Here is a 22,611-nt window from a genome sequence, read left to right as displayed (position 1 = left end):
CCAGCTTTCGCTGGCATGACGAGAGGAAAGGGCTGCGCGCCATCACACGCGCACCGCGCCGGCGAGGAAAAAGGCGAGCCCGATGGCGACGCTCGCCCCCGGTCCGATCCGGCCGCTCTTGTCCAGCAACTGCCAGGCGAACGGCAGGAACCGGTCGGGCATGGCGAGCAGAACGAGCCCCTCGACCACGATCAGCCCGCCGACGATGCCGAGGACAAAGGTCAGCCAGTCGCGCCCCCCCAGCGGATTGGCGAGGTAGATCACGGCACCGATCAGTATGCACAGCAGCGCGGTGACGAACTGCAACGCGCGGCTGCCCTCGATCTCGTCCAGCATGCGCTCCCAGCCGCCCGCCTGGCGCAGTTCGCCTGCCCCGGCGGCCAGCGCGTACAGCCCGAGAAAGATCGCGGTCCAGGCGGTCAGGAAAGCGGGCTGCGACGTCATCGGCCTCCTCAAAACAATTCGAAGAGACGGGCGGATTGGCGGACATGGCCCGGTCACCGCTCCCTCCCTCCGCCCGTATTATCGGGATCAGGTTCGACGGGTCGCGGGCTATTCCGCTCTCAACCGGCGTTTTCGCGCGCGGCTCCCCGGGGATGAGCGCAGTCTAGCGCCGCCCCGGCGCGCTGTACAGGTCTCGTTGCGTGAAGGCCCCGGGCCCGGCGCTACAGCCCGGCCGCGTCCAGCAGCACCTCGTACCCGGCGCCGCCGACAGCTGGGTAGCGCCGCCATGCATGTCCCGCCCCTGGACCCGAAACGCCGAGGCCATTATATCCACTTTCCAATGTGGAAAGTTTTAACTTGCAAATGAGGAAAGTCGCGTTCATTCATTTTCCAGATTGGAAAGTGAAAGGATTGATTCGATGCGACAGGAAGATGCCCGCGCCGCGCTGGACGCGGTCGACGATACCAGAATGAAACTGGCCGATGTCGCCGAGTCCCCACCCTGGCGCCATGCCGCCTTCGGCGCGGTCATGGCGGCGCTGGTGTTCTCGGTGTCGCTGCCGATCCTGTTTCAGGGCGCGGTGACCGCCGTGGCGATGGCCGGCGTGGCGGTCCTGGCCCAAGGCGACCGCAGACGAAAGGGCGCGTTCGTCAATGGCTGGCGCGTGGGAAAGACCCTCTGGGTCGTTCTGCTCATCCTGGCGGTCATTCTGGGCATGATGATGTTGTCGGTCAGCACGCGCGGCGAGCCCGCCCCGGCACCGCTGGCGGTGCTGGCCGCGGGCGGCTCGTTCGTGGGCGCTTCCGTCGGCAGCGTGATCTGGAAACGCGTTTTCCGCGCGGAAATGCGGGGAAGCGCGCGGCTGTGAAGGCAGCCGCGATCGACCCGCTGCTCAACCCGCCCGCGCGGCTGCAGATCGCGGCGGTGCTGGCGCAGGTCGACGACGTCGAGTTCGCCCGGCTGCGCGAGATCGTGGGGGTGAGCGATTCGGTGCTGTCCAAGCATCTCGGCGCGCTCGGCGAGGCGGGCTATGTCCGCCTCCGCAAGGCGGCGGTCGAGGGGCGGCAGCGCACATGGGCCGGGTTTACCCGCAAAGGCCGCCGCGCCTTCGCCGCGCACATAGCGGCATTGCACGCCTTGGTCGCCAGCGCCGAACAGGCGATCGCGGCGGAGTAGACCCGTGACCGCGGGTGCGCTGTTGAAGACACGCTGGCCCCTGCTCAGGACGGCCAGCTGGCGCGATTCAACGCTACGCCATATCGCCAGCGCTCACGGCAACGCAGCAGCGCAGCGCGATGAGCCGGCGCATGAGTGCCGACGATAACGGTCGCGAAGGCAAGAAGGACTGAAGGCCCGCGCCAACAATCCCCTTCCCCCCGCCCCGCCCCGCCGCTAGGGCGGGCGGCGATGCAGGCTTCCTTCCATCTGCTGAACAAACGGCGGTTCCTGCCCCTGTTCGCCACGCAGAATCTCGGCGCGTTCAACGACAATCTGTACAAGACCGCGATGGTGCTGTTCGTCGTCTACGGCGTGTTCAGCGACCCCGAGACCGAAACGCTGTTCAGCGCGGTGGCGACGGGCGTGTTCGTGCTGCCCTTCTTCCTGTTCTCCGCCTTGTCCGGCCAGTTCGCCGATGCGCGCGACAAGGCCGCGCTGATCCGCATCATCAAGGCGTGCGAGATCGCGATCATGACCGTGGGCGCGCTCGGCCTGGTGCTCGCCTGGATGGGCATCGCCGTGCATGTCGCGGCGATCCCGCTGCTGCTGCTCGCGCTGTTCGCGATGGGCGTCCACTCGACCTTTTTCGGGCCGATCAAATACGCCATATTGCCGCAGCATCTGCGCCACGAGGAGGTGCTCGGCGGCACCGGGCTGGTCGAGGCGGGGACCTATATCGCCATCCTGATCGGTACCATCGTCGCCGGCATCATCCCCGTGGAGGTCGCCGCGGGCGCGGTGATCCTGACCGCGCTGATCGGCTATGTCACCGGTCGCCAGGTGCCCCCCGCGCCGCCCGCGCCGAACGACGTCGGCACGATCGACTACAACCTCTGGACCTCTTCGCGCGATCTCGTCCGGCTGGTGCGCAAGACCCGCGCGGTGTGGCTGGCGGTGGTGGCGATCAGCTTCTTCTGGACCATCGGCACGGTGCTGTTCATCCAGTTTCCACCGCTCGTCAAGAACGTGCTGACCGGCGACAAGACCGTGGCCAGCCTGTTCCTCGCCATCTTCTCGGTCGGCATCGCGATCGGATCGCTCGCGATCAACCGGCTGCTGGGCGGCAAGGTCTCGGCGCGCTATTCGCCGGTTTCGGTGCTCGCGATGGGCGGCTTCGTCGTGCTGTTCTATTTCGTCTGTCACGGCTGGGAGGTGAGCCGGACCGGGCGGCTGTACGATATCCCCGCCTTCATGGCGCACCCGGACAGCTGGGCGGTGGTGGTCACGCTGCTCGGCATCGCGGTGGCGGGCGGCATGTTCGTGGTGCCGCTCTACGCCTTTTTGACGACCACCGTGCCCAAGAGCGAGACCGCGCGCGCGGTGGCGGCGAACAATCTCGTCAATTCGGGCGCGATGGTGGCCGGATCGCTGTTCACGCTCGGCCTCAGCGCGGCGGGCATTCCGATCACCGAGCAACTGCTGCTCAGCGCGGGCATGTGCCTGGTCTCGGCCTGGCTCGCGCACCGGTTGCATATGGCGAGCCGCGCGATGGTGCTGCGCGAGGCCGACGGGCCGATGCTGTAAACCCGTTATACGCGCTCAGGCGATGAAGCTGTAGATCGCCGTGAAAAAGGCCGCGAAGCTGATCGCGAACAGCTGCGTATCCTCCTGCCGCCACCAGCCCTTATCCGTAATCTCCGGCACGGGATCGGCCTTGGGCACGTTCAGGATGTGCGGTTTCAGGGTTCGCCGGAACGGATGCCCGGCATTTTCGGAGGTGAGGACGAGGGCGCGTTTCATAAGCGACATGTTAACGCTTTGTTAGGGATGAGCGCCATCGCTATAGATGGTTAACCCCGAACCGTCCGATCCGGGGACACGTTAACAATATCCCAACGCCTCGTCGCACCTTTGCAGGCAAGAGCGAGGGGGATGTAATCTAGCCGATCCAGCTACGGATAATCAACGCCACCGCGCCGAGCAGCGCCACGCTCATCCCCCAGATCGCGGCCATCCAGCCGATCCGCCGCCACAGCGGCAGCGCCTCGGCCCGTTCCGCTCCGTCCAGCGGCGCCAGCTTCATGCGTGATAGCCCTCATGGCCGGTCTTGCCGCGAAACACCCAATAGGCGAAAGCGGTATAGATCAGGATGATCGGCATGATGATCGCGGTGCCGATCAGCATGAAGACCTGGCTGCGTTCGGGCGCGGCGGCGTCCCAGATGGTGATGTCGTTCGGCACGATATGGGGCCACATCGACACGCCGAGCCCGGCCATGCCGATGAGGAACAGCGCCAGCGACAACAGGAACGGCCGATAGATTCGCCGCTTCACCAGCGCCCTCAGCAGGGCGAAGACGATGATCGCGGTGAGCAGCGGTACCTGCGCCGCGAAGACGATGCTGGGAAAGGTGAACCAGCGGTTGAAATAGTCCGCCTCGAGGAACGGGGTGTACAGGCTGACTCCCGCCATCAGCGCGAGCGTCGCGAAAAAGGCGGGCCGCGCCATGCGATAGGCATGGTCGAGCCCCTTGCCCTCGGTCTTGATGATCAGCCACGTGCTGCCGAGCAGCGCATAGCCCGCCACGGTGCCCAGCCCGGTCAGCAGCGTATAGGGCGTCAGCCAGTCGAACCAGCTCCCCGCATAGGCGCGGTCCACGACGGTGATGCCCTGCAGCAACGCGCCCAGGATCATGCCCTGCGCCATCGCCGCGGCGAGCGATCCGCCGAAAAAGGCCAGGTCCCAGAACCGCTGATGCCGTTCGTCGCGCCAGCGGAATTCGAACGCCACCCCGCGAAAGACGAGGCCGAGCAGCATGATGATGATCAGCGGATAGGTGGCCGGCAGGATGACCGCATAGGCCAGCGGGAAGGCCGCGAACAGCCCGCCGCCGCCCAGCACCAGCCAGGTCTCGTTGCCGTCCCACACCGGCGCGATGCTGTTCATCGCCGCGTCGCGCTCCTGCCCCACCGCGATCGTCGGGAACAGGATGCCGATGCCCAGATCGAAACCGTCCATCACGACGTACATGAACACCGCAAAGGCGATGATGAACGCCCAGACGGTGGCGAGATCGAAATTGTAGAGCGCGGTCATCCGGCTCGCTCCGCTTCGGCTTCGTTCTTCGCGCCCTCGCCCTGCGCTGGACCGGGCGTGATGCCGGCGGTGCGCACGGGGCCTTTTTCGGTCCGCCGCACGCCCTTTTCGCCCGGATGGGGCGATCCGCTCATCAACCGCAAGATATACCAGGTGCCCACGCCGAACACCGCGAAATAGACCAGCACAAAGGCCGCGAGCGAGGTTGCCACGGCGGGCGCGGCCAGTGGGCTGGCGCTATCGGCGGTGCGCAAGAGGCCGTAAACGGTGAACGGTTGCCGGCCGACCTCGGTGGTCACCCAGCCCGCGATCACCGCGACGAAACCCGACGGCCCCATCACCAAGGCGGCGCGGTGCAGCCAGCCCCAGTCGTAGAGCTTCTTGCGCACCCGCGCGGCGAGGCTCCACAATCCCAGGCCGAGCATCGCGAAGCCGATGCCGACCATGATGCGGAAGCTCCAGAAGACGATAGTGACCGGCGGCTGGTCCGCGTCGGGAATCGTGTCGAGCCCGGCCATCGGGGCGTTCAGATCATGCTTCAGGATCAGCGAGGATAGCTTGGGAATGCCCACCGCATAATCGAGCCGCTGTTCCTTCTCGTTCGGGATGCCGAACAGATACAGCGGCGCGCCGTCCGGATGACTCTCGTAATGGCCCTCCATCGCCATGATCTTCTGCGGCTGATGCTCCAGCGTGTTGAGGCCCTGCGTGTCGCCGGCGAAAATCTGCACGGGCGCGACCAGCGCGGCCATCCACATCGCCATCGAGAACATCTTGCGCGCGTGCAGGTTGGTCCTGTCTTTCAGCAAATGCCAGGCGCCGACCGCGCCGACCACGAAGGCGGTGGTGAGATAGGCGGCGATCACGGTGTGGACCAGGCGATAGGGAAAGCTGGGGCTGAACACGATCGTCCACCAGCTGTCGCCCGGCAGGAACTGTCCGTTCGGTCCCATCTCGTAACCCACCGGCGTGTGCATCCAGCTGTTCACGCTGATGATCCAGAAGGCCGAGATGCAGGTGCCGATCGCGACCATCAGGGTGGCGGCGAAATGCAGCTTCCTGCCCACGCGGTTCATGCCGAACAGCATCACCCCGAGAAAACCCGCTTCCAGGAAAAAGGCGGTGAGCACCTCATAGGCCATCAGCGGGCCGACCACCGGCCCGGCCTTGTCCGAGAACACCGCCCAGTTGGTGCCGAACTGGTAGCTCATCACGATGCCCGACACGACGCCCATGGCAAAGGCGATGGCGAAAATCTTGAGCCAATATTTGAACAGGTCCTTGTAAAGATCCTTGCCCGTCTTCAACCACAGCCCTTCGAGCACGGCGAGATAGCTCGCCAGGCCGATCGAAAAGGCCGGAAAGATGAAATGGAAGCTCACCGTGAAGGCGAACTGGATGCGGGCGAGAATGAGCGCGTCGGCGCCGTCAAACACGGGTCAATATCCCATCAGTCGGCCGGCATCGGGCCCGGCCTTCCCAACGCGCTGGATGTAAGGGCATGGGCTGCCGATCACAACCTGCGGCAGAAGCGAAAGCACGGCGTATCGGTTGCAACTCCTGCAACCGGTGAATTACGGTCGTGCGCGGGTAGGAACCCTTCACTCAGGCGCTGATCTACTTTGCTGGCCCGTCTCTCAATTCGTCACCCCATCGAAAGCTAGGGTCTCGGGCCGGATCGCTTTGACGCCCGAGATCCAGCTTTCCGGGTCCTTTCGCTGGCATGACGAACAAACGGGGCCCGAGCGTATCATTTTGCCACGGACGGTCGATCGGCCACTCCCTGCGCCGGGCAGAAGCTTTCCTGTTCGCCCGTGCTTCTAGGGTCCTAGGCCGCCGCTGCCACGCGTGTCCGCCGATCGGCGAACCAGGTGATCAACGCCGCCACCGTCAGGATCGCGACGAGGATCGGGGAGTGGTCGAGCAGCCCGTCGATCAAGCTCGCCACCGGGTTGGTTACGGTGAAGATGCGCTCGATCATCCAGCTGATCGCGGCGAACCCGGCGAAGGACGCGCCGCCAAGCCGCAGCCAGTCGTAATGCCGCGTGCGCGCGAACAGCATCAGCGCGGGCAGGAACGCCAGCACCACGATCAGCTGAACGATCTCGATGCCGATGTTGAAGCCCAGGATCGAGAGGATCTCGCGGCTGACGCCGAGCCCCAGATCGCCGACGATGGTGGCGAAGGCGAGGCCGTGGATCAAGCCGAAAAACACCGCCACCAACGGCTCGCGCCCCGGGAAGAGCGGCCGCCAGGCGTGGATCGCGGAGATCAGGATCGACAGCGCGATGCCGATCTCGACCGGCTGCGCGGGTAGATGCACGCCCAGCAGCGGCGCGGCGATCAGCGTCAGGCTGTGCCCGACGGTGAAACTGGTGATGATCTTGGTCATCCCCCAGATCGCGTCCTTGGGGCGGCGCGGCCCGCCCCAGCGCTTGCGGTTCGCCGCGAGCACCAGCGGCATCGGCAGGAACAGCGCCAGCAGGAACAGCAGATGGTCGTGCCCCTCGGCGATATGCTCGCCGCCCAGCCGCACCGCGTTGGCGAAACCGGTCATCGGTTTGGCGTGGCCGCGGTCGACGTTCAGCAGCATCCGGTCGCTACGCACCGCGCCGATGATCTCGCGCTGATCGCCATAGCGGCCGTACAGATCGCGCTTGGCGACGAACAGCACGAAATGCGAGGGGTTGGTGTCGACCACCGCGGTCCAGTCGATCGTGAATTTTCGAACGGGCGCGTTCTCGGGCGGGATCAGCGTGGCGATGGCATGCAGATCGGGCGGCCCGGCGATCTGAGCGAATTCGGTCAGCTGATAATCGATCGTCCACCGGCGCCCGTCGGGGCTGCGGATCGACACATGATGTTTCAGCCAGTCCTGCGCCTTTTGATAATTCGCCGGGGTCTTGGCGATCGGATTGCCACTGGCCGCGGCGTAATCGCCCAGCGGCACGATGATGTCGGCGCGCGCCTCGGACGGACCGAAGTCGAGCTGCACCTCGCTGTTCGGCGTGATGTGCGCGGCCGCCGGACCCGGAGCCAAGCAGGCCAGGATCGCGAGCAGCGCCGCCGCGAGGCGACGCCAAGCGCGGTCAGCCATGGCCGAACCAGATATAGCTTTGCGCCGGGTCGAAAACTTTGGGATCGATCTTCTCCGCTTCTGTCCGTGCCCTGTCGCTGGCCTTGCCGTGGCCCAATAACGCTTCCGCTTCCGCCTGCAACGCCCAGGCCCGCGCGCTGACCCAGCCCGATTTCTCGGTCCGCTTCAGCAGCGCCAGCGCTTTTTCGGTCTGCCCGTTGGCGAGCTGTGCCGTGGCGAGCATGATCGCGGCCTGGCCATAGGGCCGCGCCTTGTAGTCCGCCGCGGCGATGCGCAGCGCCTTGGCCGGGTCACCCAGCGCCAGTTCGTGCTCGATCGCATGGCCGCGCGCCGCGCTCGGCAAGGCCGCCATGCGCCGATCCCAGATCACCTGCGCCCGCGCCGCCCATTGCCGGCTTTCGGCGATGCGTCCGTTCGCGCGCAGCAGCGATCCGAGCGCGTCCATCACCAACGGATCGTGCGAGCGGTTGGCGACCTGCGTATAAAGCGCCACCGCGCCCGCGACATCGCCGTTCAATGCCAGCATCTGCGCCCGATACGCCTCGGCCAGCCACCAGCCCTGGAACGCATGATTGGCCGCGTCGATATTTTCCTGCGCCATCGTCCAGTCCCCGCTGGCGAGGCCGACATCGGCGAGCCGCAGGAAGTAGAAGGCGGCGAGATAGGGGCTCGGCGTCTTCGCCGTGGCACCGGCGCGGCGGATATTGGCGGCGGCCTCGTCGAACCGGCCATGTTTCAGCTCAAAGGTGTACAGCCGGATCAGACCGCCGGCATCCTCGCTCAAATGAAGCGCGGCGCGGTAGTTTCTGAGCGCCGCGTCATAATCGCCGCGATACAATGCCACGTCGCCGCGCATTCCCAGCATTTCGGCGCGCGTGCCGTTATCGGGCGCAACCGCGAAGCCATCGGCGATATTGAGATATTTCTCCACCTCGTCGAGGCGGTGGACCGTCAGCGCATGGGCGGCGGCACCGATCACCGGCCCCGCCCCCTCGGGCGCATCGCGAAACGCGCGCGCAAGCTCGTCGTCGATCGCGACAAGATCGACATAATTGCCCGTTAGCGAAGCGCGGCGGGCCAGCGCTCCGGTGTAGGATGCACGTCGCAGCCATTGTTCCGGCGCATCGGACAGACGGACCCTGTTGTTATGGACCGCGCTCTCGGCCCGGGCGAGTTCGTCGACGTAATTGTCGGGCCCCGCCACGCGGGTGAAACCGACGCCCGTGACAGGTGCGTCGGACAGATCATTCTCTCCGTCGAGCCAGCGCGCCGCGAGCGCTATCAGAGTGGCGGCCATCAGCACCAGGAAAGCGATCTTCCACAACCGGCTGCTCGAGCCGAAACGATCGCCATCCGGCGGAGGAGAAGAAGGGCGTGCCGTAACCTCGGTCACGGCACGCCCCTTGGCTTGATCATATCGGTCGCTTCGTCAGGAGACGGTCGAGCAGGGAACGAAGCCCAGCGAGATCAGGTCGTCCCTAAGGCCCGCATGTATCTTGGTCAGCTCCGACGTCAGCTCGCTCACGAATTTGCCCGCCAAGTCGTCCGATGGATCGGCGTCGTTATAGGCGACCTTCTTATCCATGCCGATGAGCGCGGTGGCGACCGCCGGCATGCCCATGCGATCGACCCGTATATAGGACGTGTCGGGCTGGGTGCGGAAGTTGAAGTTCGTCCCCGACGTATCCGCCAAGGGCGGATTGCCCTGCGGCGGTAGGATGTAAGGGAAATCGTCCAGGAACATGCCGTTGTTGATGTCGTTCTGCGGGACATCGAGCGACGTTCGGCCGTTCAGCGCAGCAACCGCGGACGGCGGGAACTGCTGGAACGTCAGTGCCGTCTGCTGCTCTCCGCCAGCGGTCTTGGCCGTCAGGTCGAGCAGAATCACCGCCTCGGTTACATTGGCCACGGGATCGACGGGCCTGCGCCCGTTCGGGAAGCCGGCCGGCGCATTGAAGTCCAGCGTAAGCGTATCGGGGATGATCAAATCCGCGACCGTGGTGCCGGGCGCCACTTCCTGCATCAGACATTGCGACACGTCAACCGTGCCAGTTGCACCCGTGCTCGTCGCGGTTGGCGTCGGCGTAGGGGTGGGCGTGGGCGTGGGCGCCGGTGTCGGCGGGGCAGGTGTCGGTGCCGGCGTCGGCGTCGTAGTCATCGTGTCGTCGTTGTTGTTGTCGTCGCAGGCGGTCATGGTCAGAGCCAGTGCCAGCGGCGTTGCGAGTGCTAAAGCGCGCTTGGAAATGTTCATCAGAGTTGCCCTCCCAGACGCAGGGTTTCGGCCCAAATATCAACCGGCGAAGAGCCGTCGCCGATACGGTCCCGCGGAATCGTTATGACGATGGCGGTATCGTTCGCGTTGGCGAAGAAATCCCGATCGTTCATGATGGAGAGATTTCCGGTCATTTTCGACTCCAGGAAGCCCTGATCGTCGAAGAAGAACGGATCGTCGAACAGACCGGCGCGGAACTGCACGCCATCCATGGTGTTATCGGTCTCGACAGGGCCAAAGACGCCGTCGTCGCCCGTACCGGGAATGCCGAGGATCTGAACGCCCCACTTGCCGGAACCCCGGCCGTCCTCGCCGAAGCGCACCCTGATCGGAATGTCCGTCGTGGTGCGCGGAGCGCTGTTGGAGACGTTGATCTTATAAAGCACGTTACGATCATAGGTCGCCGCCTGATCCGTCGGTGCAGGACCGGCAAAGGTCAGAACAATACGGAATTCGTCGTCGGTGTGCGCGGCGAACAAGTCCGCGATGTCGGCGGCGCGATCCGGCGTATCGTCGACCGCCGGGTCGGTACGTTGCGGCGGATCGACGTGATCCGCAGCCGGGGCGAACTGCTCCGGAAGTATGATGGCAAGCGGGACTGCGAGCGCTACAGCACCCCCAGCAACCGCCAGCTTGGCAAATCGGTTCATGAAATTTCCTCCTCTAGCGGCAGTCGAAATGGAAGCTTCTCCCACCCTGCCTCTCCTATGCATACGACAAAACGAGACGGATGGTTGCGAAAATTTAAAAAAATTCGCTAAATAATCGAGCGGCTTGCGTGAAACATTCACTTTGAGGAAAGGAACGAAACCGTAACAATCCTCATCTCCCGCCGGATTGCGGGTAAAATTTCACTCTAATCCGCGGCACAAAGCCGATAACCGGCGGATGTCAAATCGTCGGCAAAGCTATTGGTCAGAGCGGTCAGCTCATCTTCCACGTCTCCCACAAAATCTCCGTCGACGTCCTCTTGGGGCGTGGCATCATTGTAGTCGGGTTTGCGCTCGAACGGGACGATCGCGGTGGAGACGAGCGGCATCCCCACCCGGTCGACCCGGTCATACTGATCGTCATCTTCGTCCACGAAATCGAAAGTGCGTCCGCTCCTGTCGGCGCGCGGCGGGTTGCCCTGAGCCGGCGCCAGAAAGGGAAATCCAGCCGGCAAGGCGACGTCGTTCGAGGGCGGGTTGAGCGGAAGATCGGCAAAGCGCCGCGCGCCCTCCTCGCCCAGATCGAGAAACAGATAGGCCAGCATGATATCGACCACCTGGTCGGTGAGCAGGCGGCCGTTGGGAAAACCGGCGGGCCGGTTGAAATCGAGGGTCAGCGTGTCGGGAAAGATTGCCTGGCCGACGGTGTGCCCGCCGCCGATCACCTCGCTCTCGGGAATTTCCTGGGTCAGGCAGTGGCGCACATCATAGCTTACCCCGCTCGGCGCGGGCGGTGGCGGCGGCACCGGAATAGCGCTGAAATCTTCTTCGGTATCCACCGAATCCTTCTTTCCCCCGCAAGCGGACAGCGCGAAGATCATGGAAAGGGCCGCGGCGGCGGCAAGCGATCGAACGGTCATCGGCAAATCCTCGGGCTACTGGCCTTTGGTCCACCATCTAGCAGAGGAACATAGCGCTATGGTAGCCGTAAAGCTTGGCAAGAGCGCGGCAATTTCAGAACAGGAGAGAGAAGGCATGGCGGACGGCAGACATGACGAGGCTTTGGTCGAACGCCCACGCGGCGGCGAAACGCATTGCACCGCCGATGATTATGACCGGCTCTACGCCACTTCGCTGGCCGATCCCGACGGCTTCTGGCGCGAGCAGGCTGCCCGTATCGACTGGTTCGCCGAACCGGACGCCATCGGCGACTGGTCGTTCGATCCGATCGATATCCGATGGTATGCGGGCGCGCGTCTGAACCTGTGCTACAATTGCGTCGACCGCCATGTCGATGACGGCCTGGGGAATCGCACCGCGCTGATCTGGGAGGCCGACCAGCCGGGCACGGTGAAAACGCTGAGCTATGCCGAATTGCTGGCCGAGGTGCAGCGGTTCGCCAATGTGCTCAAGGCCATGGGCGTCGGGCGCGGCGACCGCGTGACCCTGTATATGCCGATGATCCTGGAGGGCGCGATCGCGATGCTCGCCTGCGCACGGATCGGCGCGGTGCATTCGGTGGTGTTCGGCGGGTTCTCTCCCGAAGCGCTGGCCGGCCGGATCGAGGATTGCGACAGCCGCTTCCTCATCACCGCCGACGCCGGGGTGCGCGCGGGCAAGACGGTGCCGCTCAAGGCCAATGCCGACGCCGCGCTCGAAAAGGTTCCGTTCGAGGTCAGGACACTCGTCATTCGCCACCGCCATGAAGCGGTCGCCATGCAGGACGGTCGCGACCTATGGTACGACGAGGCGGCGAAGGACGTGCCCTCGACATGCCCCTGCGAGGAGATGGACGGCGAGGACCCGCTGTTCATCCTCTACACATCGGGTTCCACCGGCAAGCCCAAGGGCGTGCTCCACACCACCGGCGGCTACGGCGTGTGGACCGCCGCCACCTTTCATTACACGTTCGATTACCGGCCGGGCGATATCTACTGGTGCACCGCCGATATCGGCTGGGTCACCGGCCACAGCTATGTCGTCTACGGCCCGCTGCAGAACGGCGCGACCAGCCTGATGTTCGAGGGCGTGCCGAATTATCCCGACGCCGGCCGCCTGTGGGACATGGTCGAACGGCACCGGGTCAATATCCTCTACACCGCCCCCACCGCGATCCGCGCGTTGATGCGCGAGGGGGACGCGCCCGTGCAAAAGCACGACCTGAGCTCGCTCAAGCTGCTCGGCACCGTCGGCGAGCCGATCAACCCCGAAGCCTGGCGCTGGTACCACGACGTGGTGGGCGGCGGCGAGGTGCCGATCGTCGACACCTGGTGGCAGACCGAGACCGGCGGGATCATGATCACCACTTTGCCCGGGGCGCACGACATGAAACCGGGCAGCGCCGGCAAACCCTTTTTCGGAATCGAGCCGCAGCTGGTGGATGCCGAAGGCGAAGTGCTGGAGGGCGAGGCCGAAGGCAATCTGGTCATCGCGCGCAGCTGGCCGGGCCAGGCGCGCACTATCCACGGCGATCACGAGCGCTTCGTGCAGACCTATTTCAGTACCTATGAAGGCAAATATTTCACCGGCGACGGCTGCCGCCGCGACGCCGACGGCTATTACACCATCACCGGACGCGTGGACGACGTCATCAACGTTTCGGGCCACCGCATGGGCACCGCCGAGGTGGAGAGCGCGCTGGTGCTCCATCCCAAGGTCTCCGAGGCCGCGGTGGTCGGCTATCCGCACGATCTCAAGGGCCAGGGCATCTATTGCTACGTCACGCTGAACGCGGGCGACGAACCAAGCGAGGAACTGGAGGCCGAGCTGAAACGGCAGGTGCGCAGCGAGATCGGTTCGATCGCCACGCCCGATTTCATCCACTTTACGCCTGCCCTCCCCAAGACACGCTCGGGCAAGATCATGCGGCGGATCCTGCGCAAGATCGCGCAGAATGAGTTCGGCTCGCTCGGCGACACCTCGACGCTCGCCGATCCCGATGTGGTCGAGGGGCTGATCGAGAAGCGCAAGAACCGGTAAATCGTCTGCCTAGCACCACTTCCGTTCGTCCTGAATCTGTCGAAGGAATGGGTAGTGGGTCAGTTTGAAATATACTCTCTTCGTCATTGCGAGGAGCCCCGGACTTGATCCGGGGCGACGCGGCAATCCAGGGCAGCTGTAGCGCCGCAACTGCCCTGGATTGCTTCGGCCTGCGGCCTCGCAATGACGAGAATTCTAGATGAAGCGCAGGAGGAAATTCAAACTGACCCACTACCAAGGAATGTCGTGCTTCGGGGGTAGCGCCAGGGAAACAATGCAAGGGCGATTATGTACCTTGCACACCCGTTTCATTTGTTCGTCACCCCAGCGAAAGCTGGGGTCTCGGGCGGGATCGCCATGAGGCCTGAGATGCCAGCTTTCGCTGGCATGACGAACAAAGTTTCGCTGGCATTACGAACAAAGAAAGGCGGAGCCATGCCGCTTCTGAATTTCCATCCGGCAGGGTTTGCAAAGTATATAATCGCCAATGCAAGGCTTCGACAAGCTCAGCCCGAACGGGGTCGATGCACAACGACGGGACCGAGAGCCGATACCGATCGCCGCGCGGGATAGTCATCACGTGCTGGCGGGCGGAAACCAGCTGTTGTCGACCTCGAAATGGCGATCGCGATATTGCGAGAGCAGGCGCAGCTCATCCTCGTCGCGAAGTTCGATTTCGCGCCGGGTGCGGCGGATCAGACCGTCGCTGGTCATTTCCTTGAGCAGTCGGTTGACGTGGATCGCGGTGAGGCCGACCGCATCGGCCAGGTCGCTCTGGGTGAGCGGCACCTGCAACACTTTTTCCGCGCGGCCATGCAGCACGCGCATGCGCTCCGCGATCGACAGGAACAGATGCGCGAGCCGCGCCTTGCCGTCGGTGCGGCCGAGCGCACGCAGCCGATCGTTGAGATCGATCACTTCCAGCATGCCGAGCGAATAGAACAAGGTTCCGAGCCGGGGATGCTCGACGAACAGCTCGCCCAGGCGTGCCCGCGGAAAAATGCACAGCCGCGCATCCTGCACCGCGCGCACCGTGCTGCAAGCATGATCGAACGCGATGCTGGCGGTGCCGATCAGTTCGCCCGGGAAATAGAAGCGCAGGATCTGGCGCTCGCCGCCCTCGAGCACGGTTTCCGATAGAAGCCAGCCCTTCTGGACGATGCAGATATCGTCCGATTTGGCGCCCTCTTCCCACAGCTTCCGGCCCGCGACCAGATCGGTCGGGTCCTGTTCGAGCTTCGCAATCGCGGATTTCTCCGCGTCGGTAATATCTAGATAATGCAGCAGGCGCTGCACAAAACAACTGTCGGCCATCGGTCGGTGATTCCCATTCCGCAGGGGGTCCGCCCGGTTTATGACGGCTAAATTTGGTGCCAACACCTAACGGACTGTTGCGGTTAAACAATTAACCCATGTTACATTGCTTAGCATAACCTGCATGGAAGCGGGGAAATATATGAAAGCCTTGCCCGCGACGCCATGGATCGCCTTTTTCAGCGTTTGGGTATGTCTAAACTTGTAGCATGGGCAGGACCTCGTTAGCCCTGACCATATGATGAGCATGGCATCTTTTCCCTCCGACGCCACCGGCAGCCCGGCCCCATGGCCCGCCGCCTCCCTTCCCGAGATCCAGGCTCTTCTTTGCGCGCCCGGACAGCGCTTCGAGATGGAAGATGTGGCCGTGCGCGGCGAGACGATCCGCGCGTGGAAGAACGTGCCGCCGACGCTCGCCGGGTTGGCCGCGCTCGCCCGCACCCATGGCGATGCGATCTTTCTCATCCTGGGCGAAGAGCGCGTCAGCTATGACGCCTGGCATCGCGCCACCGCGAAGCTGGCCCGGCATTTCCTCGCGCTCGGCATCGGCAAGGGCGACCGGATCGCGCTGGCCATGCGCAACCTGCCCGAATGGCCGGTGGCGTTCTTCGCCGCCACCGCGATCGGCGCGATCATGGTGCCGCTCAACGCCTGGTGGACGGGGCAGGAGCTCGAATATGGCCTGAAGGATGCCGGTGCGCGGCTGCTGGTGTGCGACGCGGAACGCCATCAACGGCTGGCCGAGCATTATGCTGCGCTGCCCGGACTCGAAACGGTGCTGGTGGCGCGTGCGGACGGCGCATTGACCGGCCATGCTCGCGCGCTCGAAGCCATCATCGGCACCACCGCCGATTATGCCGCGCTGCCCGACGACGATCTGCCCGATAGCGCGCTCGTCCCCGATGACGCGGCGACGATTTTCTACACCAGCGGTACCACCGGCGAACCGAAGGGCGCGCTGGGCACCCACCGCAACATCACCACCAATATCTTTTCCAGCGCCTATGCCGCGGCGCGCAGCTTCCTGCGGCGCGGCGAGATGCCGCCCGATCCGCCGCCGCGCGCGGTGGCCCTGCTGGTGATCCCGCTGTTCCACGTCACCGCCTGTTCGGCGACGATGACCGGCGCGATGGCGAGCGGCGCGACGATGATCTTCATGCACAAATGGCACCCGGAGGAGGCGTTCCGCATCATCGAGCGCGAAAGGGTCACGCTGGCGGGCGGCGTGCCGACCATCGCCTGGCAACTGATCGAGCATCCGGCGCGCGAAAAATACGATCTCGGCTCGCTCAAGACGATCAGCTATGGCGGCGCGCCGTCCGCGCCCGATCTCGTCCGCAAGATCCGCGACGTGATGGGCGCGCTGCCGGGCAATGGCTGGGGCATGACCGAGACGATGGCGACGGTCACCAGCCACAGCGCCGAGGATTATCTGAACCGCCCCGACAGCTGCGGCCCACCGGTGCCGGTGTCCGACATCAAGATCATGGCCGAGGACGGCAGCGTCGAATTGCCCATCGGCACGATCGGTGAATTGTGGGCGCGCGGGCCGCAGGTCGTGAGCGGCTACTGGAACAAGCCCGCTGCCACCGCCGAGACCTTCGTTCACGGCTGGGTGCGCACCGGCGATCTCGCCCGAATCGACGCGGAAGGCTTCTGCTATATCGTCGACCGCGCCAAGGACATCGTCATCCGCGGCGGCGAGAATATCTATTCGACCGAGGTCGAGAACATTCTGTACGATCACCCCGCCGTCACCGACGCCGCCGTCGTCGCCTTGCCGCACCGCACGCTGGGCGAAGAGCCCGGCGCGGTGGTGCATCTGGCGCCCGGCGAAACGGCGAGCGAGCGGGAACTGCAGGACTGGGTGCGCGGGGCTCTCGCCGCGTTCAAGGTGCCGGTGCGGATCGTCTTTTCCGACGACACGCTGCCGCGCAACGCCAACGGCAAGATCCTGAAGACCGAACTGAAGGGCCTGTTCGAGGCCTAGGCACGGCCTAGGCGACATCGGCGTCGGTCTCCGCGTCGGGCGGCAGATCGGCACCCTCGCCGGCATAATGCAGCCCGCTGCCGCGCCAGAACAGGGCCAACGATACCAGCGCGAAGACGCTCGCCACCGCATAGGGCGCGCCCGGCCAATAGACCGGCGCGCTGTCCTGCGTGAACAGGAAGAAGGCGGCGGTGAACAGCGGCGGGCCGACCACCGCGGCCAGACTGTTGAGGCTCGACGTCGCGCCCTGCAACTCGCCCTGCCGCCGGTCGTCGACGGCGCGGCTCATCAGGCCGGTGACCGAAGGCTGGATCAGCCCCTGAAACCAGCCGATCGGGATCGCCACGAAGATCAACCAGGGCACGGTCGCGAAGCAGTAGATGATATTGGCGCTCAGCATCGCGCCGAAACCGATCAGCACCGCCCGCCGCTCGCCGATGCGCGGCACGACGATCCGGATCAGCCCGCCCTGCACCAGCGCCGCGCCGACCCCGACCAGCGCCAGCGACAGGCCGATGGTGAGTTCGGTCCAGCCGAACGCCTGGATCGCGTAATAGGCGAAGATCACCGGATAGACGATGCCGCTGGTGGTGAAGAAGACGAGCGCGGCGGCGTACCACAGCACCACGCGGTTCTGCCCGCCCAGCGCCCTCATCGCCGACAGCGCGTTGGAGCGGATCAGCGAGAAGGGGCGGCGCTTGTCCTGCGCCAGGCTTTCCTTGAGCATGACCAGCCCGAACAGGAAATTGATCGCGGCGAGGCCCGATGCGGCGAAGAAGGGCAATCGCGTGCCGAACTCGCCCAATATGCCGCCGAGCGCCGGGCCGAAGATGAAGCCGACGCCGAACGCCATGCCGATCAGCCCGAAATTCTGCGCGCGTCTTTCCGGCGGGGTGATGTCCGCGATATAGGCGTAGGCGACCGAGAAGCTGGCGCCCGTCACCCCGGTCACGATGCGCGCGGCGTACAGCCAGGCCAGCGTGGGCGCCCAGCCCATCATCGCATAGCCGATTCCATACATGCCGAGGCAGGCCAGCAGCACCGGGCGGCGCCCGAAGCGGTCCGACAGATTGCCCATGACCGGCCCGAACAGGAACTGCATGCCGGCATAGGCAAAGGCGAGCCAGCCGGCATCCACCGCCGCCTCGGCGATGCTGCCGCCGGTCAGATCGGTGATCAGCGCGGGCAGCACGGGCATGATGATGCCGAAGCCCATCATGTCGATCAGCACGACGAGAAAGACGAAGACGAGCGAGGCCCCGCGCGCCGCTTTGGCGGGTGCTGATGGCGAAGCGTCGCGGGTCATGCCATGCGGCCTTCAGACGCCGCGATTGCCGCGCGGGGCGATCGGGTGGCTGGCGGACAATCCGCCATCGACGGGGAGCGCCTGTCCGTTGACGTAGCTCGCCTGATCGCTCGCCAGGAACAACGCCGCCCTGGCGATTTCCTCCGGCTCGCCGCCGCGCTTCATCGGGTTCAATTGCCCGATCTTTTCCAGCTTTCCGGCCCCCCGCGCATAATCATAGACCGGCTTGGTCATGCCGGTCTCGATCAGGCCGGGGCAGATGCAGTTGACCCGCACATTGGTGCCATCGAGCTGCCAGGCGGCGGTCTTGACCAGGTTGATCACGCCCGCCTTGCTCGCCGAATAGCTCGCCGGCCCCGCGCCCGAGCGCAGGCCCGCGACCGAGGCGGTGCAGACGATCGACCCGCCGCCGCGCGCCTGGATTTTCGGCGCGCCATATTTGATCGCCAGATACGGCCCGATCAGGTTCACGCGCAGCACCTCGGCCCACTCGCCCGCATCGCTGTCGAACAGCCCGCCGGGCTTGCCGCCGGTGATGCCGGCATTGGCGTAGATGATGTCGAGCCCGCCGAAGCGCGCGCACGCGTCCTCGGCCAGCGCCTTCACCGCCGCCTCGTCGCCCGCATCCATTTGGCGGGCAAAGCCGGTGCCACCCGCCTGCTCGATCATCGCCAGCGTCTCTTGCACCGCCTCGGCGCGGTCCGCGATCATCACGCTCGCGCCCGCCTCGGCGAACAGCCGCGCCGAAGCCCGCCCGATCCCCGAAGCCGCCCCGGTAACGATCGCCACCTTGCCCGAAAGGTCTATCCGCACGCCCATAATCGATCTCCTCGAACGGCCCTTAGAGCATATGCCGAGTGCGCGAAACGGCGCAGGCGGGCGGCGCGGCGATTATCCTTTACCGCACGCCGAGGGAGGCCGGTTGGGCATGTCGCGCAAAAGGTCTACGGCAAGGCGATTATGTACCTTGCACACCCGTTTCATCTTTTCGTCACCCCGGCGAAAGCTGGGGTCTCGGGCGGGATCGCCATAAGGCCTGAGATGCCGGCTTTCCGGGTCCCAACGCTGGCATGACGGACAAAGAAAGGCGGAGCTATGCCGTTTCTGAATTTCCATCCGACAGGGTTTGCAAAGTACATAATCGCCTACGACAAGGAACGGGCCGGCGGCGATCGCAGCCGGAAGTTCGCAAAGGGCGCTATACGTCCCCCCCTTGTTCACCCTCGCCCGAACCGCTGCAGGACTTTCGCACCCCGCCACCATAAGGTCGGCATACGAGCGGCGCGAACGGGGTAGAGGAAGAGCGGCGAATCCATGATTGGCCTCCAAGCACGACAAGCGGAGAACATATCATGAATATGCGATGTAGGAAAGGCGTCCGGGCGACGGGTAGCTTCTCTGTTTGAATTTCCGGAATCGCCCCAGTTGGAGACGTTCCCTCTACCGTCACCCCGGACTTGATCCGGGGCCCAGCTATCCTGCCCTTTCTTGTAAATTGACCGTTCCGGGTGGATTCGCATCGCGAGCGATCCGGAACGGTACGATGTAGCCGGGAACATGGACTAGAATAAAAAAGCTGGACCCCGGATCAAGCCCGGGGTGACGGAATTTGTGGACAGATCGCGGGCGAGTTTGTGCAGGCAAGCGCAGGCATGATGCCTTACCGTACCGATCTTCGCAATTTCCCGTGACCGCCGCCTCCCCGTTTGCTAGCCCGGATGCTGCAGGGAGTATACCGCGCACATGAACGTCGAGAGCAACGCCGCAAAAGGCGCCGACCAGGAAGAGCGAACCGGCCGGTTCGAGGCCAAGCGCGAGCGGATCGTTTCCGCCGCGGCCGAGCTGATCAACGAGCGCGGTGTCAAGGGCATGACCTTCGTCGATGTCGGGCGGATGGTCGATCTCAATACCACCAGCATCGCCTATTATTTCAAGCGCAAGGACAGGCTGGCCGAGGCCGTGTTCCACCGCACGCTGGAGCGGATCGAGCGCGAGGTCGACGAGGCCGGCACCGAGCCGACTCCGCAAGCACGTGTGCGGCGCTATCTCGAACTGAGCTTCGAACGCATCGCGGCCCAGCGCGAGGGCACGCATCCGCCCGAGGCGCAGCTGTCCGACATCCGCGCCATGCCGGAGGATACGCGCGAACGGCTGCTGGGCGAATTCGTGCGCATGTTCCGCAAGGTGCGGCGCTTCTTCGGCGAGACGGATGATCCGGTCGGCCATGCCGATCTCACCGCGCGCGCGCATATCTTCCTGGAATTCACCTATTGGCTGCCGGTTCTGCTGAGCGATTATTCGCGCACCGATTTCGGCCGCCTGCACGAACGCAGCTTCGAGCTGATGCGCCTGGGGCTCGCCGCCGGCGGGCGCCAGGCGGAAGCACTCGATCTGCCCGTGCCCGCCCGCGTCGAAAGCGACGGACCGGAGCGCGGCCTCGGCGATTTCCTGGAGGCGGCGACCCGGCTGATCAACGAGCGCGGCTATCGCGGCGCCTCGGTCGAGCGCATCGCGTCGCAGCTCAACGTGACCAAGGGCAGCTTCTACCACCATCTAGCGGCCAAGGACGATCTCGTGATGAAATGCTTCGCCGCGAGCTACGATCGCGTCTCGGCGGTGCAGCGCTTGGCCTTGGCCGAGGAGGGCAGTTTCCTCGATCGCATCGCCTCGTCCGTTTTCAGTCTCGTACATGCGCAGTTCGACGGCGACCGGCCGCTGCTGCGCACCACCGCCATGGGCGTGCTGCCGCCGCGGATGCAGCAGCTCGTGCTCGAACGTTCGGACTGGATGGCGCGGCGCTTCGCCGGCATGATGATCGACGGCATCGCGCAAGGCTCGGTCCGCGCGATCGATCCGCTGGTGGCGAGCCAGCTGGCGATGGTCATGCTCAACGCCGCCTGGGACCTGCGCGGCTGGGCCGGGCGGCGCGACATGGCGCTGGCCACGCGGCTCTACACCGCGCCCTTGCTCCACGGCTTCTTCGGCCCGCCGGCCGGGAGCTAGGCCACAGCGCGGCGCGGCTCGGTCACGCGCAGCCAGAACACGCCGAACGCGCCCGCCAGCAGCGCCGCCGCTCCGCCGAGCAGCGCGACATAGCCAAGCAGATGCACGATCACGCCGGCGAGCAGCGGACCGATCGTGGCGATCAACCCCTCCACCGTCGTCGACAGCGCGAGCCGCATCGGCATGTCCTCGCGGTTGCCGAGCTCCAGCACCATCGTCTGCGCGCTCATCATATAGCCCGAATTGGCGGCGCCAAGGCCGATGAAGCTGAGGATGATCAGCGGTTCGGTCAGCGCCGGGATCAAGAGCGCGATCGCGCCGATCCAGGTAGCGATGGCGAGCAGAAAGGTGAGCCGGTAGCCGAAGCGATCGCCCAGCTGGCCCCACAGGATATTGGACGCGGTGTCCGCGCCCAGAAACGCCAGGCTGAGTACGCCGATGGTGGTGCCGTCGAGGTCCATCACCCGCGCCGCGTAGAGGATGTAGAAGGGCGCGGCGACACGGCCGGTCACCGCCAGCGCCTGCCCGATCACGAACCAGCGATAATTACGGTCGCGCAGCAGATGCGGCACTTCGGCAAGCCGCTGGCGCAGCGGCATCCGCAGGCGGACCGACGGCGCGGCGGGCTCCTTCATCCCGAATTGCAACACGAGGAGGCCGAGCGAGGTCAGCACGAAGGCGAGCAGAAAGGTGGTGGCATAGCCGTTGCCGAGCACGTGATCGTTGATGAGCCAGCGCCCCGCCGTATAGCTCAGCCCCGCCGCGATCGCGCCGCCCGCCAGGTTGCGCATCCCCTGCAGCCGCCCGCGCCGATCGAGCGGGATCACCTTGGCGATGATCATCTGAAAGGCGACGCGCTGCAGCCCCTGGAACAGTCCGAGAGCCAAGAACAGGATCATCGTCGCGATCAGCAGCGACGTGCCCGACAGGAACCAGCCAGCGAGTGCCAGGCCGAGCACCTGCACGCGCATCAACGTGCCGATGCGGATCGCCACCGAGAGGATGCGTGTGCGATGTTCGAGCTGCGACGCGCCCAGGATCGGCACCGCGAACCCGCCCAGCATCAGCAGCGTCTGGCCGAGCCCGACATAGAGCGCCGAGCCGGTCATCAGCTGGATATAGGCGGGGATGAAGGTGGGCGCATAGATCAGCCGGAAGCCGGTCAGCCCGAGCATGCCGTGGACGAAATTCACGATGAAGTTGCGCTTCAGATTGCGCTCGACCTCGGCATCGAACGCGGCTTCGCGCCGCACGCGATCGTCCGGCTCTATACCCAGCGGATCGCCGCTTTCATCCATCGG

Annotated in this window: 20 protein-coding genes and 1 riboswitch; of the genes, 6 read left to right on the top strand and 14 right to left on the bottom strand. The window is 65.0% G+C overall.

Going from position 1 to position 22,611, the window contains the following annotated elements; translation table 11 throughout:
• Positions 1 to 42: 42 nt before the first annotated feature.
• A complete protein-coding gene (locus ACOQPC_RS02015) occupies positions 43 to 444 on the bottom strand; it encodes a hypothetical protein (RefSeq protein ID WP_420607005.1) in 402 nt (133 codons plus the stop codon).
• Positions 445 to 491: 47 nt separating this feature from the next.
• A riboswitch (TPP riboswitch) is annotated at positions 492 to 603 on the bottom strand.
• A gap of 260 nt (positions 604 to 863) precedes the next feature.
• Here ACOQPC_RS02015 and ACOQPC_RS02010 point away from each other — a divergent pair.
• The 3 genes from ACOQPC_RS02010 (at position 864) to ACOQPC_RS02000 (ending at position 3,187) form a co-directional block, all read left to right on the top strand.
• The gene (locus ACOQPC_RS02010) at positions 864 to 1,313 is read left to right on the top strand and encodes a hypothetical protein (RefSeq protein WP_420607004.1); all 450 of its coding nucleotides are present in this window, start codon (positions 864 to 866) and stop codon (positions 1,311 to 1,313) included.
• Positions 1,310 to 1,621: a transcriptional regulator gene (locus tag ACOQPC_RS02005; protein WP_420607003.1), complete on the top strand. Its 312-nt coding sequence runs from the start codon at positions 1,310 to 1,312 to the stop codon at positions 1,619 to 1,621. The genes ACOQPC_RS02010 and ACOQPC_RS02005 overlap by 4 nt, the downstream gene beginning before the upstream one ends.
• 231 nt (positions 1,622 to 1,852) lie before the next feature.
• Positions 1,853 to 3,187 (top strand): MFS transporter, encoded by a 1,335-nt coding sequence (locus ACOQPC_RS02000; RefSeq protein ID WP_420607002.1) that lies wholly within the window; start codon positions 1,853 to 1,855, stop codon positions 3,185 to 3,187.
• 15 nt (positions 3,188 to 3,202) lie between these two features.
• Here the strand turns inward: ACOQPC_RS02000 and ACOQPC_RS01995 are convergent, their stop codons facing one another.
• The 9 genes from ACOQPC_RS01995 to ACOQPC_RS01955 form a co-directional block, all read right to left on the bottom strand.
• Entirely contained in the window at positions 3,203 to 3,412 is a 210-nt protein-coding gene (locus ACOQPC_RS01995) for a hypothetical protein (protein ID WP_420607001.1), read from the bottom strand.
• Positions 3,413 to 3,542: 130 nt separating this feature from the next.
• Positions 3,543 to 3,686: a DUF2474 domain-containing protein gene (locus ACOQPC_RS01990; protein WP_420607000.1), complete on the bottom strand. Its 144-nt coding sequence runs from the start codon at positions 3,684 to 3,686 to the stop codon at positions 3,543 to 3,545.
• Positions 3,683 to 4,699 carry a cytochrome d ubiquinol oxidase subunit II gene (cydB, locus tag ACOQPC_RS01985; RefSeq protein ID WP_420606999.1) on the bottom strand — a complete coding sequence of 339 codons (1,017 nt, stop codon included), beginning with the start codon at positions 4,697 to 4,699 and terminating at the stop codon, positions 3,683 to 3,685. The genes ACOQPC_RS01990 and cydB overlap by 4 nt, the downstream gene beginning before the upstream one ends.
• Positions 4,696 to 6,135: a cytochrome ubiquinol oxidase subunit I gene (locus ACOQPC_RS01980; RefSeq protein ID WP_420606998.1), complete on the bottom strand. Its 1,440-nt coding sequence runs from the start codon at positions 6,133 to 6,135 to the stop codon at positions 4,696 to 4,698. The genes cydB and ACOQPC_RS01980 overlap by 4 nt, the downstream gene beginning before the upstream one ends.
• 392 nt (positions 6,136 to 6,527) lie before the next feature.
• Positions 6,528 to 7,796: a HupE/UreJ family protein gene (locus tag ACOQPC_RS01975; RefSeq protein ID WP_420606997.1), complete on the bottom strand. Its 1,269-nt coding sequence runs from the start codon at positions 7,794 to 7,796 to the stop codon at positions 6,528 to 6,530.
• Entirely contained in the window at positions 7,789 to 9,189 is a 1,401-nt protein-coding gene (locus ACOQPC_RS01970; protein WP_420606996.1) for a hypothetical protein, read from the bottom strand. The genes ACOQPC_RS01975 and ACOQPC_RS01970 overlap by 8 nt, the downstream gene beginning before the upstream one ends.
• Positions 9,190 to 9,225: 36 nt before the next feature.
• On the bottom strand, positions 9,226 to 10,047 hold the full coding sequence (locus tag ACOQPC_RS01965) for a hypothetical protein (RefSeq protein ID WP_420606995.1): 822 nt from the start codon (positions 10,045 to 10,047) through the stop codon (positions 9,226 to 9,228).
• Positions 10,047 to 10,718: a hypothetical protein gene (locus ACOQPC_RS01960; RefSeq protein ID WP_420606994.1), complete on the bottom strand. Its 672-nt coding sequence runs from the start codon at positions 10,716 to 10,718 to the stop codon at positions 10,047 to 10,049. Before ACOQPC_RS01960 ends, ACOQPC_RS01965 begins: the two co-directional genes overlap by 1 nt.
• 206 nt (positions 10,719 to 10,924) lie before the next feature.
• Complete coding sequence (locus ACOQPC_RS01955) at positions 10,925 to 11,638, bottom strand: hypothetical protein (RefSeq protein WP_420606993.1); 714 nt, start codon at positions 11,636 to 11,638, stop codon at positions 10,925 to 10,927.
• A gap of 115 nt (positions 11,639 to 11,753) precedes the next feature.
• Here ACOQPC_RS01955 and acs point away from each other — a divergent pair, with 115 nt between their 5' ends.
• Positions 11,754 to 13,697 carry an acetate--CoA ligase gene (gene acs, locus ACOQPC_RS01950; protein WP_420606992.1) on the top strand — a complete coding sequence of 648 codons (1,944 nt, stop codon included), beginning with the start codon at positions 11,754 to 11,756 and terminating at the stop codon, positions 13,695 to 13,697.
• A 576-nt stretch (positions 13,698 to 14,273) separates the two neighbouring features.
• On the opposite strand, the gene ACOQPC_RS01945 is transcribed toward acs, so the two are convergent.
• The gene (locus ACOQPC_RS01945; RefSeq protein ID WP_420606991.1) at positions 14,274 to 15,011 is read right to left on the bottom strand and encodes a Crp/Fnr family transcriptional regulator; all 738 of its coding nucleotides are present in this window, start codon (positions 15,009 to 15,011) and stop codon (positions 14,274 to 14,276) included.
• Positions 15,012 to 15,258: 247 nt separating this feature from the next.
• Between ACOQPC_RS01945 and ACOQPC_RS01940 the strand changes: the two genes are divergently transcribed.
• Positions 15,259 to 17,001, top strand: coding sequence for a class I adenylate-forming enzyme family protein (locus ACOQPC_RS01940; protein ID WP_420606990.1), 1,743 nt, complete (start codon positions 15,259 to 15,261; stop codon positions 16,999 to 17,001).
• Between the two features lie 7 nt (positions 17,002 to 17,008).
• Here the strand turns inward: ACOQPC_RS01940 and ACOQPC_RS01935 are convergent, their stop codons facing one another.
• Together ACOQPC_RS01935 and ACOQPC_RS01930 are read right to left on the bottom strand one after the other, a co-directional pair.
• A complete protein-coding gene (locus ACOQPC_RS01935; protein ID WP_420606989.1) occupies positions 17,009 to 18,307 on the bottom strand; it encodes a TCR/Tet family MFS transporter in 1,299 nt (432 codons plus the stop codon).
• Between the two features lie 12 nt (positions 18,308 to 18,319).
• The gene (locus ACOQPC_RS01930) at positions 18,320 to 19,126 is read right to left on the bottom strand and encodes an SDR family NAD(P)-dependent oxidoreductase (protein WP_420606988.1); all 807 of its coding nucleotides are present in this window, start codon (positions 19,124 to 19,126) and stop codon (positions 18,320 to 18,322) included.
• 924 nt (positions 19,127 to 20,050) lie between these two features.
• Between ACOQPC_RS01930 and ACOQPC_RS01925 the strand changes: the two genes are divergently transcribed.
• The gene (locus ACOQPC_RS01925) at positions 20,051 to 21,310 is read left to right on the top strand and encodes a TetR/AcrR family transcriptional regulator (RefSeq protein WP_420606987.1); all 1,260 of its coding nucleotides are present in this window, start codon (positions 20,051 to 20,053) and stop codon (positions 21,308 to 21,310) included.
• Here the strand turns inward: ACOQPC_RS01925 and ACOQPC_RS01920 are convergent.
• Positions 21,307 to 22,608 (bottom strand): MFS transporter, encoded by a 1,302-nt coding sequence (locus ACOQPC_RS01920; RefSeq protein WP_420606986.1) that lies wholly within the window; start codon positions 22,606 to 22,608, stop codon positions 21,307 to 21,309. The genes ACOQPC_RS01925 and ACOQPC_RS01920 overlap by 4 nt on opposite strands.
• Positions 22,609 to 22,611 lie beyond the last annotated feature (3 nt).

This window comes from Novosphingopyxis sp. (assembly GCF_965218915.1).
In the GTDB taxonomy this organism is placed as follows: domain Bacteria; phylum Pseudomonadota; class Alphaproteobacteria; order Sphingomonadales; family Sphingomonadaceae; genus Novosphingopyxis.
The sequence above is the reverse complement of the archived record's forward strand: the minus strand, read 5'-3'. Positions and strand labels throughout refer to the sequence as shown.

Coding starts and splice junctions, on each gene's coding strand:
- ACOQPC_RS02015 (WP_420607005.1), bottom strand. CDS start 444: ATGACGTCGCAGCCCGCTTTCCTGACCGCCTGGACCGCGATCTTTCTC.
- ACOQPC_RS02010 (WP_420607004.1), top strand. CDS start 864: ATGCGACAGGAAGATGCCCGCGCCGCGCTGGACGCGGTCGACGATACC.
- ACOQPC_RS02000 (WP_420607002.1), top strand. CDS start 1,853: ATGCAGGCTTCCTTCCATCTGCTGAACAAACGGCGGTTCCTGCCCCTG.
- ACOQPC_RS01995 (WP_420607001.1), bottom strand. CDS start 3,412: ATGTCGCTTATGAAACGCGCCCTCGTCCTCACCTCCGAAAATGCCGGG.
- ACOQPC_RS01990 (WP_420607000.1), bottom strand. CDS start 3,686: ATGAAGCTGGCGCCGCTGGACGGAGCGGAACGGGCCGAGGCGCTGCCG.
- cydB (WP_420606999.1), bottom strand. CDS start 4,699: ATGACCGCGCTCTACAATTTCGATCTCGCCACCGTCTGGGCGTTCATC.
- ACOQPC_RS01975 (WP_420606997.1), bottom strand. CDS start 7,796: ATGGCTGACCGCGCTTGGCGTCGCCTCGCGGCGGCGCTGCTCGCGATC.
- ACOQPC_RS01965 (WP_420606995.1), bottom strand. CDS start 10,047: ATGAACATTTCCAAGCGCGCTTTAGCACTCGCAACGCCGCTGGCACTG.
- ACOQPC_RS01960 (WP_420606994.1), bottom strand. CDS start 10,718: ATGAACCGATTTGCCAAGCTGGCGGTTGCTGGGGGTGCTGTAGCGCTC.
- ACOQPC_RS01955 (WP_420606993.1), bottom strand. CDS start 11,638: ATGACCGTTCGATCGCTTGCCGCCGCCGCGGCCCTTTCCATGATCTTC.
- acs (WP_420606992.1), top strand. CDS start 11,754: ATGGCGGACGGCAGACATGACGAGGCTTTGGTCGAACGCCCACGCGGC.
- ACOQPC_RS01945 (WP_420606991.1), bottom strand. CDS start 15,011: ATGGCCGACAGTTGTTTTGTGCAGCGCCTGCTGCATTATCTAGATATT.
- ACOQPC_RS01940 (WP_420606990.1), top strand. CDS start 15,259: ATGGCATCTTTTCCCTCCGACGCCACCGGCAGCCCGGCCCCATGGCCC.
- ACOQPC_RS01935 (WP_420606989.1), bottom strand. CDS start 18,307: ATGACCCGCGACGCTTCGCCATCAGCACCCGCCAAAGCGGCGCGCGGG.
- ACOQPC_RS01930 (WP_420606988.1), bottom strand. CDS start 19,126: ATGGGCGTGCGGATAGACCTTTCGGGCAAGGTGGCGATCGTTACCGGG.
- ACOQPC_RS01925 (WP_420606987.1), top strand. CDS start 20,051: ATGAACGTCGAGAGCAACGCCGCAAAAGGCGCCGACCAGGAAGAGCGA.
- ACOQPC_RS01920 (WP_420606986.1), bottom strand. CDS start 22,608: ATGGATGAAAGCGGCGATCCGCTGGGTATAGAGCCGGACGATCGCGTG.